9 protein-coding genes and 2 tRNA genes are annotated in these 12,506 nt (G+C 47.9%); 6 read left to right on the top strand and 5 right to left on the bottom strand.

The features are described from left to right. Positions 1-94: 94 nt before the first annotated feature. Entirely contained in the window at positions 95-1,573 is a 1,479-nt protein-coding gene (gene gltD / locus J0L70_RS04700; RefSeq protein WP_268184140.1) for a glutamate synthase small subunit, read from the top strand. Between the two features lie 55 nt (positions 1,574-1,628). On the opposite strand, the gene J0L70_RS04705 is transcribed toward gltD, so the two are convergent. The 3 genes from J0L70_RS04705 to J0L70_RS04715 form a co-directional block, all read right to left on the bottom strand. Next, a complete protein-coding gene (locus J0L70_RS04705) occupies positions 1,629-3,761 on the bottom strand; it encodes a TonB-dependent receptor plug domain-containing protein (RefSeq protein WP_287453294.1) in 2,133 nt (710 codons plus the stop codon). Between the two features lie 300 nt (positions 3,762-4,061). Continuing rightward, positions 4,062-5,402 carry a TldD/PmbA family protein gene (locus tag J0L70_RS04710; protein WP_017287641.1) on the bottom strand — a complete coding sequence of 447 codons (1,341 nt, stop codon included), beginning with the start codon at positions 5,400-5,402 and terminating at the stop codon, positions 4,062-4,064. Positions 5,403-5,564: 162 nt separating this feature from the next. Continuing rightward, complete coding sequence (locus J0L70_RS04715; RefSeq protein WP_017287640.1) at positions 5,565-7,037, bottom strand: TldD/PmbA family protein; 1,473 nt, start codon at positions 7,035-7,037, stop codon at positions 5,565-5,567. 286 nt (positions 7,038-7,323) lie between these two features. Between J0L70_RS04715 and J0L70_RS04720 the strand changes: the two genes are divergently transcribed. The 5 genes from J0L70_RS04720 (at position 7,324) to J0L70_RS04740 (ending at position 10,770) form a co-directional block, all read left to right on the top strand. Beyond that, a complete protein-coding gene (locus tag J0L70_RS04720) occupies positions 7,324-7,476 on the top strand; it encodes a hypothetical protein (protein ID WP_017287639.1) in 153 nt (50 codons plus the stop codon). 33 nt (positions 7,477-7,509) lie between these two features. Continuing rightward, positions 7,510-9,036 carry an NAD(P)H-hydrate dehydratase gene (locus J0L70_RS04725; RefSeq protein ID WP_287453296.1) on the top strand — a complete coding sequence of 509 codons (1,527 nt, stop codon included), beginning with the start codon at positions 7,510-7,512 and terminating at the stop codon, positions 9,034-9,036. A gap of 57 nt (positions 9,037-9,093) precedes the next feature. After that, positions 9,094-9,175 (top strand) — tRNA-Tyr (locus J0L70_RS04730). A 10-nt stretch (positions 9,176-9,185) separates the two neighbouring features. Next, a tRNA-Thr gene (locus J0L70_RS04735) sits at positions 9,186-9,257 on the top strand. Between the two features lie 13 nt (positions 9,258-9,270). Further along, positions 9,271-10,770: a gluconokinase gene (locus tag J0L70_RS04740; protein WP_287453297.1), complete on the top strand. Its 1,500-nt coding sequence runs from the start codon at positions 9,271-9,273 to the stop codon at positions 10,768-10,770. Here the strand turns inward: J0L70_RS04740 and J0L70_RS04745 are convergent. Continuing rightward, positions 10,762-11,784: a metallophosphoesterase family protein gene (locus J0L70_RS04745; protein ID WP_268184132.1), complete on the bottom strand. Its 1,023-nt coding sequence runs from the start codon at positions 11,782-11,784 to the stop codon at positions 10,762-10,764. The genes J0L70_RS04740 and J0L70_RS04745 overlap by 9 nt on opposite strands. 95 nt (positions 11,785-11,879) lie before the next feature. Then, entirely contained in the window at positions 11,880-12,410 is a 531-nt protein-coding gene (locus J0L70_RS04750) for a DUF3124 domain-containing protein (protein WP_017287627.1), read from the bottom strand. Positions 12,411-12,506: the final 96 nt, after the last annotated feature.

Genomic DNA, 12,506 nt, shown 5'->3' on the forward strand with positions numbered 1-12,506 from the left:
AGGGAGCTAGGCAGCAGTAAAGAAGTTTCTGCTTCTCCCCATTCCCCCACTCCCCACCTTCTCAAACCCTTTACCTAAAAAACATTCTTAACCTATGGGAAAACCAACTGGATTCATCGAATATCTGCGCGAACTTCCTTCCGAACTCGCACCACTCGATCGCATTCGCAATTGGGACGAATTCCACCTCTCCATGCCTGAGGAAAATCTTCGCACTCAAGGCGCGCGCTGTATGGATTGTGGCATTCCGTTTTGCCATACTGGCACCTTAATCAGCGGCATGGCAAGTGGCTGCCCGATCAACAATCTCATTCCTGAATGGAATGATTTGATCTATCGCGGACTCTGGAAAGAAGCACTCGATCGCTTACATAAAACCAACAATTTCCCCGAATTCACTGGGCGAGTCTGTCCTGCTCCTTGTGAAGGATCGTGTGTGCTTGGCATTCACAATCCACCCGTCACGATCAAGAACATTGAATACTCGATCGCTGAAAAAGGCTGGAACGAAGGTTGGATCAAACCCGAACCCCCTGCCAAAAGAACGGGTAAGAAAATTGCGATCGTAGGATCTGGACCTGCTGGACTTTCTGCTGCGGCTCAGCTTAATAAAGTCGGACACTGGGTAACTGTGTTTGAACGGGCTGATCGTCCCGGTGGCTTGCTCATGTATGGCATTCCCAACATGAAGCTCGACAAACAAGAAGTCGTGATGCGGCGATTAAACATCCTCGAAGCCGAAGGTGTGAAATTCGTTTGCAATACTGAAATCGGAAAAGATCTGCCTGCTGAAGACTTGCTGAGAGATTTTGATGCAGTTGTACTCTGCACAGGTGCGACGAAACCGCGTGATTTACCGATCGAAGGTCGCCAACTTAAAGGCATTCACTTCGCAATGGACTTTCTCACCGCGAACACTCAAGCTGTACTAGACCAAACCGAGCCAGCGATTACCGCTCAAGGCAAAGATGTTGTGATCATTGGTGGAGGAGACACCGGAACGGACTGTGTTGGGACTTCGATTCGACACGGCTGTAACGGTCTTGTCCAACTCGAAATCTTACCTCAACCACCCGAAGAACGCGCTCCCAACAATCCTTGGCCTGAATATCCAAAAGTCTACAAAATGGACTATGGACAAGAAGAAGCTGCCGCAAAATTCGGAGGTGATCCTCGGGCTTATCTGAGAACGGCAACGCACTTTGAAGGCGATGAGCAGGGCAATGTCAAAGCAGTTCACACGGTCGAGGTGCAATGGGAACGCAATGAACAAGGACAGTTCATTCCTAAGCAAATTCCGGGAACTGAGAAAATCATTCCGGCTCAGTTAGTACTACTCGCAATGGGATTTTTAGGACCTGAGCAACCTTTACTCGATGCAATGGGACTCGATCGCGATGCCCGTAGTAACATCAAATCCGAATACGGTAGATACACGACCAGTATTCCCAAGGTGTTTGCAGCCGGAGATTGCCGTCGAGGACAAAGTTTAGTTGTCTGGGCATTCAATGAAGGTCGTGGCGCGGCGAGAGAATGCGATCGCTATCTGATGGGCGAAACCAATCTACCCTAATTGTTTGATCATCTTGCCCGTGGTTTCTAATCACGGGCAGTACGGTGAATCAGCACTAGAAATCTGAAACCAAGCCCACTCGATAAGTCAACCCAGGTTGGTAAATGCGATTGGCTTTTTCGTAGCTGCGATCGGCAAGATTTTCAAGAAATACAGTCAGTCCAAGCCCACGAGTAACCGGAATTCGCAAACCTAGATCAAAGCTGAACCAGGAGGGTGAAAAGTCGCGGGGACTATCACTTGCTAGCGTAAATAAAGCACGACGTGCACCGCTGAAATAGTTTGCATATAGATTCACCTCCCATCCGTTTGAGGCATAACCAATGCCAAATCGCGCCACTGAGAAGGGAACTGTACTCAATTGCAATCCTCGTTCTACACCGCTACCAATCTTTGCATCGGTGTAGGTATAGTTCGCAAAGGTAGACCACTGCGAAGAAACCTGCCAGCGCAAAGCTGCCTCAATACCATTCGTGTTGACTACCCCAATATTCGCCCATCGCCCGGACTGAACTGAGATACGATCGTTTAACCGACTCCCAAAATAAGTAACCTGTGCTGTAAAACTTTTAGCCAGTTGTACATCAAAACCAGTCGTCCAAGATGATCCGGTTTCAGGCTTGAGATCTGGATTGGGCAACCAATTATGCACCGTATCAAACGCATAAAGTTGATCCAGACCTGGATTGCGATGTACAGAGACCCAACTTCCCCGCAGGGCAAGATTGGGCGATAGTGCCCAACGCGCTCCAACACTCGGATTCAGATAACTCCCAAATTCACTCGTAAAGTTTTGGCGCAGCCCCAATTCTGCTTGGAAATTATTGGTAATCTGCCAAGTATTCAAGGCAAACAAAGCAGCTTGAAAGCGATCGCGATCGAACTCGCCATTTAATTGAGCTAGTCGCGGCAGTGTACTAAAAGCTTCTCCATTAAGTTGTGAATTTTGTAGATCAAAGCCCCAACGTAGATTGTTCGTCTTGCTCGTTTGCCAATCGTGTTCAACTCTGGCATTGAAACTGCGAGAGTTCAAAATGCCGCGTCGAAAGAAAACCGCTTGTGTCGGTCCGTAAGTACTAAAGTAATCTTGATTAAACGATAAGGTTGTGTTGAGCGTGGAGTCTTCTCCATTCCCTACAAGCGCTTTCCAGGTCAACCCGAGATTTACAGTATCGTGGTCTAAGCGATCGCGCTGCAATGGGAATCCAAAGTACAATAGACCGCGCCGACTCGTAACAGTTGAAACATCTAAACTGAGCGAATTACGATCATTGAGATCTAAACTCAAATTGCCATAGTAATTATCTTGAGTCGAATCCCCATTGAACAATCGCCCATCTGCCCCACGATTTGCGGCTCCAACCGGGACACGATAATCATTCTCTGCTTTGAAACGCTGATAGCTGAATAGATAGTCAACGGCTCCAAGTGAACCAGAATAGCTACCTCGGTAGTTGGAGGAACTAAATGATCCCAACTGAGCAAAGCCATTGAATTGCCGAATGCCAGTTCCTTTCTTGGTAACAACATTCACAACACCCCCTACTGATTCAGAACCGTAAAGGGTTGCAGCCGTTCCACTCGATAGCTCAACTCGCTCGATCGCACCTGTGGGAATTGAGTTTAAATCGGTGCCACCATGATAGGTATTGACGTTTGTGCCGATCGGTCTACCATTGAGCAAGAAGACAGATTGATTGATCGAAGCTCCACGATAAAAGGTTCCAGTGTGAATATCTGCACCAAAGCCGACATCATTGACCGCGAATCCAGGCAATCCGCGTAAAATCTCAGCTAAACTATCTGCACTCTCACGGCGAATTTCATCCGCTTCGATTGTGTAAACCGGAGTTGAAGTTGGCTTTTGTAGCTTTTCAACCCCAACAATTTCTTCTTCTGGTGATGAGTCTAGAGGTTCTTCTTGTTGTGCAATGTCTGTTGCCTTGCGCTCTAAGCTCACCGTTGCAGAGTTTGATTGAAGTAAACGAGCCTCTGTAAGCGGCTTTTGGAAGTCTTGAAGATGAGCAGGGGTTAAACTTGCTGTATCAGGTAAAGACTGATCAGGAAGTATAGCAGACGGAATCAGATTCGGTTTAGCTGATGCTTCTGCACCATAGCTTGATTGCGTAAACACACAAATCCATGCCGCGCTAGAGAGAAACGCGATGCCAAATAAAGAGAGTTTCATTAGAATTATGAGACTAAGCCATAGTTAAGCAGCCTTTCAGGCTTTGAACTTAAGCGGCACTGACAATCATCTGTATAGAGGTTTTTCCAGTCTGCTGTCAAAAGACAGAGCGTCTTAGTCTTAAAAATTGATCACAACAATTGCTTGCTGATTAGCTTGGACTGATTGGCTTAGACTACAAACGGAACGAGCCAGTCATTGCTGGCTCGTTCCGTTTGTATAGCTATTCCTGCACGACGACGCGCTTTGTCCTATTGCTGCGAAATCTATTCGCCAAGGCTCCGTTCGCGAGACTTCACTTTACTCTCCTGTAATCGAGAGTTCGTCTACCCAAACTCTAGGCGCAACCCCTGAGCCAGTGAATTCCGTTTCTTTCTCCACATAGATAATCGACTTCAACACTTCTCGAATGTCACCTGCAACGGTTGCCGATTCAATACTTGTGCGCTTGCCATTCTCAATCAACCACCCATCAAAAGGCAGCGAGAATGAGCCTTGCAGCGCCTGCACACCTGCATGAAGCGCGCTCAAATCATCGATCAAAATAACGTTGTCTGCATCGTCCAAACTGTATTCCTGTGCCGCAGGTTCTCCTGCATACACATGGAAAAAGTGAGGACTCACCGTGACCTTCGCACCCATGTTGGCATGTCCAGTCGGTTGTACATTCATGCGTTTCGCCGTTCCAGCACTATGCAAGAAGCTAGAAAGCACACCATTTTTGATCAAAGAAACTGGACGAGTGGGAGTCCCTTCTCCATCAAATGCTTCCGCACCAATGTTGTCTGGATGCAGCACGTTGTCATCTAAACACAACAGAGGAGATGCGATCGTGCTTCCCAAAGATTCCTCAGTCGAAAGGCTCTGCTTATCCAAAATGCTTTGAGCATTGAACATATTAGAAAACGCACCAATCAGACCTAGAAACGCTTCCGGCGAAAAGACAACCCGGTATTTTCCCGTCTTGACTTTGTCGTAGTTCAGATGACTGATGGTTTTCTCGGCTGCTTCCTTCAAACAGCCTTCAATGTCGAGCTTTTCAACACCAGGACTGACCCGAAATGCGCCTGCACTGCGAGGCTTTCTTCCTTCTTCTTCCGTCTTGGTGTACAAGTAAACTGACGCATAAGAATGTGCCTCATGCCGTAAAGCACCCTGACTGTTGAGATAAAAACGATCGATATCTCGCTGAGCTAATCCGTTGTAAGGAACACCAACAATCGCAGGATGTGCTGCTAAGAGTTGTTTTTCTGCCTGAATCAGAGTCTCTAGTAACTGTGAAACCGCAGCTTGCGGAAGATGTTCTTGCTTGACTTCAGCGATCGCTGAAGTTGCTTCTGGGCTAAAATCTGGCGCATTCTCTTTCACGCCAAAGTAACTCGCTTCTTTCGCCGTTTTGAGTGCGAGTTCTAATCCGATCGGATCAACATCGGTCGTGGAAGTTACGCCAACGCTATTGTCTTCATTCCAAACTCGTACCGTTACACCTGAGCGCTGAGACGCCTTCATTTGTTGGGGTTCACCCTGATCGACTTGCACACTCGTTTCGTCGATCGCAGATCCAAAAATATCAAACTTCTCAATCCCAAGTTTCTGAGCAGCATTCTGTGCTGCTGCCGCAATTTCCTGAACTTTCGCCATATTCTCTTTGCTCCAAGATGTCTCACTTTACGAGAATTCGATGGTTTTCGCTTCGTTGTCAGCAGTTCCACCCCTGAACATCCCTGAAGGTCTTCAACGTCCCCAAACCTAAAGGATTGAACAAACAGCGATCCTACTGCAACGAAACCAACAAACCTCGAACTATCGTCCGCCAACCGTAATCGAATCCACCTTCAAATGCGGCTGTCCAACCGTGACATAAACGCTGCCACTGACCGATCCACAGAATCCTGCTGCCAGCCCCAAATCCTTGGAACACATCGAGATCTTATCCATAATCTCAGTTGCTTCCCCGATTAAGGTCGCGCCCTTCAATGGCTTCGTCACTTTCCCGTTTTCAATCAGATAAGCTTCATCTACGGCAAAGTTAAATTGTCCGGTCGCACCGACACTGCCGCCGCCCATTTTTTTGCAATAGATTCCTTTCTCGATCGACGCGAACAAGTCATCGATCTCATACTCACCGGGAGCAATATACGTATTCCGCATCCGGCTTGCTGCTGCAAAGGTATACCCTTGACGACGACCACTTCCCGTTCTCGGATGTCCGGTTCTCATAAAGCCCGCGCGATCAGAGATGAAATTCTTCAAAATGCCATTTTCAATCAGCAAAGTGCGTTGAGCAGGCATTCCCTCGTCATCCATATCGATCGTGCCAAAAGCATCCGAGGTAATCCCTTCATCCCATGCCGTGAGATTTTCGTGCGCGATTTTCTCGCCTTTCTTCTCGGCAAACGGAGTCGTCTTACGCTCAATCTGCGTTGTTTCGAGCAAGTGACCACAAGCTTCGTGGAAAATTACCCCACCAAACTCGTTTGCCATGACGATCGGGTAAGTTCCCGATTCGACATAATCGGCGTACAGCATTTTCGCCGCCGATTCTGCCACTTCTTCTGCGTCATGCGCGTAATTCCACGTTCTGAGAAAATCCGGTGCGCTCGTCCCGCCAACCCGCTTACTGATCGACGATCGATTCGTACCGTCTGCACAGAGCAAGCTATATCCGACAGATTGCGTCAAGCGAATATCGCGCGCAAAGGTTCCATCACTTGCTGCGACTAACACTTCTTGCCAGTCGCGGAAATACACGGCGCGGCGCGACTGAATGTGACTCGCCTTCTGAGAAAGCGCTCCATTCGCTGCCAATAAGACATCGCCCATTTCCCGCATCGAACTAGACTGCCCGAGCCAAGCTTCTTTGCCTTTCTTGGTGGCGTAATCGCGCAGAATTTCTAAGTGAATTTCAGGCACAAACGAATTGGGTGCGGGCAAGTGTAAGCCCATAATCGATAAGCCTTTTTCCAAGGCAGCCTTCAGCCCGTTAAACGACAAATCATTCGTCGAAACGTAACAGTCTGCCTTGCCTCGAAACACCCGCACGCCTGCCCCTGTTGCCAATCGAGGCGCAATGCTCGTAATCGCATCATCTTCTGCCATGCAGCTAATGTAGTTGACGCGCTCTAAGAAAAATTCAATAAAATCTGCCCCCGCTGCCCGTCCGAGTCCAAGCAGAATCGACAACGGAGCTTCCCATGATTCATCAAATCGATCAGGAGCATAAGTATAAGTCAAGCTAGGTAGCTCTTTAGAAATTAAAAGAGTCGGTGATTGCATCAAGCAAGCCTCGCGCAGGGTTCGTTTTCGTTTATTGTAGCGAAGCGATTCTGCTTTAGAGACATGTGTGATTTGGGGGAGTCCGTACCTATAAGATCTTTCTTCTGTTAGATGTGCGTTTCTACGGAGTTCAGTAGTCTCGACTCAAAGCCGTAGAGGGCAATGAATGCGAGATTTTGCCCATCTTCACGGAATCTTAATCAACTTCTTCTGCTGATCTGCCTGAAGTTTCGGTGAGACTGCTGAAATATGTAAAACAATCCCCTGGAAATCACCGAGGTATTCTATGCGTGAGCTTCTCGCCATTACGAGCTTGATTTGCTGGCTTATCCTGATGATTTGGGTGTACCGCAATTCTCCAGAATGGTTTTTTGTGCCGTTCTTCTTTTTTGCAACATTTCTGTATCTGCGGCTGATGGAACCCGGGAAGAGTTCTTGATAGGCTGTAGGTGCGGTTATTGGCAGGGCGATCGTGAATTCCAGATTAGAACACCTTTCCCGGATTCTAGTAACGGCTTACCAGATGCGAGAGATCGAGCATCGCATTTTTGCGGCTGGAATGCCCATTGCGGCACTGATGGAAAAGGTCGCAGGAAAGTTGAGCGATCGTATTGCTCAACTGTATCCAGCATGTAAAGTCGGTATTCTCGTCGGCTCCGGTCATAATGGCGGAGATGCTCTCGTGGTGGCGCGAGAACTGCATTTTCGCGGGTATGAAGTTCAGATTTTTAGTCCCTTCTCTCGCTTCAAGGAGTTGACTGCAACCCATCTTCAATACGCAAAGTCTCTGGGAATTCCTTGTGTCGAGGATTTGCAATCATGCGATTTGATCATTGATGGCTTGTTTGGATTCGGATTAACGCGAGCGATCGAAGATCCAATTCTTTCTCTCATTCATCAAGTGAATAGCTGGCAGATCCCCGTGATCAGTATTGATCTGCCGTCTGGATTAGATACCGATACAGGTCGAGCCTTAGGAGCCGCCATTCGAGCGACGCACACGCTTTGTCTTGGCTTATGGAAACTCGGCATATTGCAAGAACCTGCCCTTGAATTTGTTGGCAAAGCCGAATTAATTGATTTCGATATTCCGCTTGCGGATATTTTTGCGATTTTGGGCGAATCTCCCCAAACCCATCGCGTGACTTCAGCTTGGGCGATGTCTACTTTGCCACTTCAGCGTCCCGCTTCGACTCATAAATATAAGATGGGTCATCTCTTACTGATTTGCGGTTCAGAGCGGTATGCAGGAGGGGCGTTATTGACTGGATTAGGTGGACGAGCCAGCGGGGTTGGAATGCTGTCGATCGCGGTTCCGAATTCTCTCAAGCCGATGCTGTCTTCTCACCTGCCAGAAGCTCTCGTTATCGGTTGTCCTGAAACTGAGTCTGGTGCGATCGCGCAGCTTGATCTCGATCTCACTGCCTTTGATGCGATCGCCTGTGGGCCGGGTCTAACGTTAGAAGCGGCTGACATCGTGCGACAAGTTTTAGACAGCGATCGACCTTTAGTTTTAGATGCAGATGGACTGAATGCGCTGGCAAAACTCGGTGCAGAAACGCTCAAAACCCGTCAAGCTGCGACGATTTTGACCCCACACCTAGGAGAATTCAAGCGATTATTTCCGAATGCCGATTTAACCTGTCGGGCTACAGCAGTTCGAGAAGCGGCAGCAGCAACGACAGCGATCGTGTTGTTGAAAGGAGCAAGAATTGCGATCGCTAATCCAGAAGGAGAACTGAGAATTAATCCAGAAAGTACCCCGGCGCTTGCACGCGGCGGCAGTGGGGATGTGCTCACGGGCTTATTGGGCGGATTATTGGCTCAACAGATCGCCGCCCAGAGCCAAATTTCGCTTCTCGATATGACTCAAACTGCTGCGTGGTGGCATGCTCAAGCGGGAATTCTTGCCGCTGAAACCCGGACGGAGCTTGGTGTTGATGCCCATACCTTGACCCAGTTTTTAATCCCGTCGATCGCTGCTCGCCAAAAAAACTAAGTTTTTATGTAGCTTTCCTCAAGAACCTGTGCTAAGATAAATTCTTGTGAATGACAAGGGTCGATGCCCGAGTGGTTAATGGGGGCGGACTGTAAATCCGCTGGCTACGCCTACGCTGGTTCAAATCCAGCTCGGCCCATTCACATTTTGCCCGTGTGGCTCAGTGGTAGAGCACACCCTTGGTAAGGGTGAGGTCACGAGTTCAATCCTCGTCACGGGCTTTAAAATCGAGTCATGAATCATTTTATTGGAATTGATATCGGTACGACGAGCACAAAAGCGATCGTCGTTACCTCGATCGGCGAGATGAAAGGCATTGCCAGTCGAGAGTACCCGTTGATTTCCCCTCAACCGCGATTTGCTGAACAAGATCCCAACCTGATTTTTTCCGCAGTTCTAGAATCAGTTCGAGAAGCAATTCAGCGCGCCAATTTATCTAGCCGCGACATTGCGGCGATTGGGTGCGGGTCTGCCATGCATAGTCTGATTGTCATGGGTGCAGATCATTTTCCCCTGAGTCAGAGCATCACTTGGGCAGACAATCGCAGTGTGGCACAAGCCGCAGCATTAAAGCAAAGCCCACATGGAATTCAGATCTACAGAAAGACAGGCACACCGCTGCATCCGATGTCGCCTTTAACCAAGTTGCTATGGATGCGAGAATATGACCCCGATCGCTTTAACAAAGCAGTGAAGTTTATCTCGATTAAAGAATACGTCCTGTATCAGTTGTTTGAACAATATGTGGTTGATTACTCGATCGCAGCGGCAACCGGATTGCTCAATCTCAAAGCTTTGAACTGGGATCAAGAAGTGCTTAACCTCGCTCAAGTGCGGGTCGATCAACTGAGCCAGTTAGTTCCAACCACTCATATTCTGCAAGGCATGAAGCCTGAATATGCAGCAGCAATGGGACTCGATCCGAACGTTCCGGTTGTCGTTGGATCAAGCGATGGTGTACTTGCAAATTTAGGAGTCGGCGCGATCGCATCGGATCAGTTAGCGATCACCGTTGGAACCAGTAGCGCCGTCCGAAAAGTTGTCTCTCAGCCAATTACCGACGAGCAAGGTCGCACCTTCTGCTATCCCTTAACTGAGAAATACTGGGTGATTGGTGGAGCTTCTAACAATGGTGGGATTGTTCTGCGATGGTTCCGCGATACCTTTGAACAGCTTGAAATCGAACCCGAGCAAGACGCTTATGCACGCTTAATTCAGCTTGCCGAATCTATTCCAGTCGGAGCAGAGGGATTACTGTTTTTGCCGTTTCTGTCTGGAGAACGCGCGCCCTACTGGAATGCAGATGCACGGGGGGTATTTTTTGGTATGTCTTTGCAACATCAGCGATCGCACTTTGTTCGAGCCGTTTTAGAAGGGATTTTGTTTGCAGCGTATAGTATTACAACTGTGTTGAGTGACTTGACTGACGCGAGTCAGACTGTTTTGGCATCCGGTGGAATGACACGATCGCGCATTTGGCGGCAGATGATGGCGGATTTATTTGGGATAGAAGTTCTTGCACCTGAAGTCTATGAGGCAAGCGGATTCGGCGGAGCAGTACTTGCAATGTATTCAGTTGGGGAAATCGCCCAACTCGAAGCTGTACAGTCGATGATTCGGATTCACGATCGACATCTGCCAAACTTAGAGCGATCGCAGCAATATCACAAGTTATTCGATCGTTACCAACGGCTTTACTATCTGCTAGAACCAGAATTTTCTACTCTAGATTGAGGTATCTATATCAATGCCGAGATCAGCCATCACCTGAAGCCATCGCTCAGGGGTCGGAAGAGTTTGTTTGAGAAATTCAAGCGTGAGTTGGCTGGAATTTGCCTTATACAACAGAGGAGCATAGCTGAAATGGCAGGCTTGCTTCTTGAAATCATCTACCCCATACTGTGCAATTAAAGTTGCCAGTTGCTGTTCGATTTTCGGAATTGCGATCGTCGATAAAGCCAGTAAGTTGCTCATCCATCGCTCCTTCTGAATCGTAAATGCAGCTAGGTCTGGAATCGAAGAATTGCGATTCTCCTCACACATTGCCTTAATCTTTTCCCACTTATACGTTTTCCAAGGCTTGGCTTGCAGCACAGGTAATTGCCATTTGACAATTTCCTCACGCCAATAATCTTTTGCAGCTTGAACCTGGACAACCTCAAAGCTCGGTAAAATCAGTGCTGTTAATCGTCCCCCATGACACGCTCCGGTATCAATCCCATAGGCTTTCTGCTCAACGACCAAAGGACGATTTTCGACCACGTGGTGACCAAAAATCACAGGCTTTACGCCCCGATAAAACTGAGTCCAATAGGCTTGACCGTACTGCCTTTCTAGATACCTCTCACCTGCTGTGCAGCCACACAGTACCTCTTCTCGTTGCTGTGCAATGTCGATACCATTTTCGACCGCAGCATGAACTAGAATCGCTTCAGGCGTTTCGTAATAGTAGGGAAGCAGGCGAATCCAGTCTAGAAACTCCGTATAGCGATCGCCGAACTGCAATTTGACAATCTCTTGAGAATAGGACAACGTTTGTTTCAGATGCTTACGCTCATGATTACCCATCAAGACGATCGTATTCGGGCGATTTCTGAGAAAATCATACACTTTGACAGAATCAGGACCGCGATCGACAATATCTCCTAGTGAAATGAGACAGTCCTCATCCGCCAGTTGCACTTTCTCAAGCAACCGCAAAAGTTCTCGATAACAACCATGAATATCGCCGACTACGATTGTTCGCATAGCGCACAGTTTAAACCTGCCCTTAATCTGCTTAGACACCAATCTTAACCTTGAATGGCTAGATTCGGCTAACGCTATCAATCTTCAAGTCAGATTTACTTCGACGAGGTACTTGCCTCTCGACGTTTAATCACTCGTCCCTCGCTCACAAATGAAATTCCCTGGTTGCCCATCGTGTTGATCATCACCGTTTCAATGACTGGATCAGTTACTTTCTGCTGGGCGACCCACTCGACTAAAAAGCTCGCTCCTGCACCCCCACCTGTATCTGCTTGATCGACAAAAAAATAGGTTGAGGCAAGCGGTCTCAGTTCTACAGGCTGCTCTAAATATTTCCGAATTAACTTGCCATTTGTATCGTGGTAGAACACAGAAGTAATGATCATCGGGTGGGATTGGTCTGTATTTCGCACACTCAGAGTCACTGATAAGTCCATCTTCTGACTACGACTTATCGAATAGATGTGAGAGTAGACAGGGACATAGACCGTTTGACCTCTAGCAATTTTAATGCTGTTTGTGAGTGTCACAGTTTTCAACTGAGGAGTAGGGGGCAGTTCAGCCTCTGGTTTACATCCTAGTAAAATCAGACCTACAATAGCAAGACAGAAATATCGCTTGATCATAATCGCGTTGGCTGGGGATGAATCCGACTAGACCAACAATAAGTGCGATCGCAATGCCCTGTCAAAAGTTCAGCATTGCGTCAGTATCCTCGCCAC

The sequence above is a fragment of the Leptolyngbya sp. UWPOB_LEPTO1 genome, from assembly GCF_017302695.1.
Classification (GTDB): Bacteria; Cyanobacteriota; Cyanobacteriia; order Leptolyngbyales; family Leptolyngbyaceae; genus Leptolyngbya; species Leptolyngbya boryana.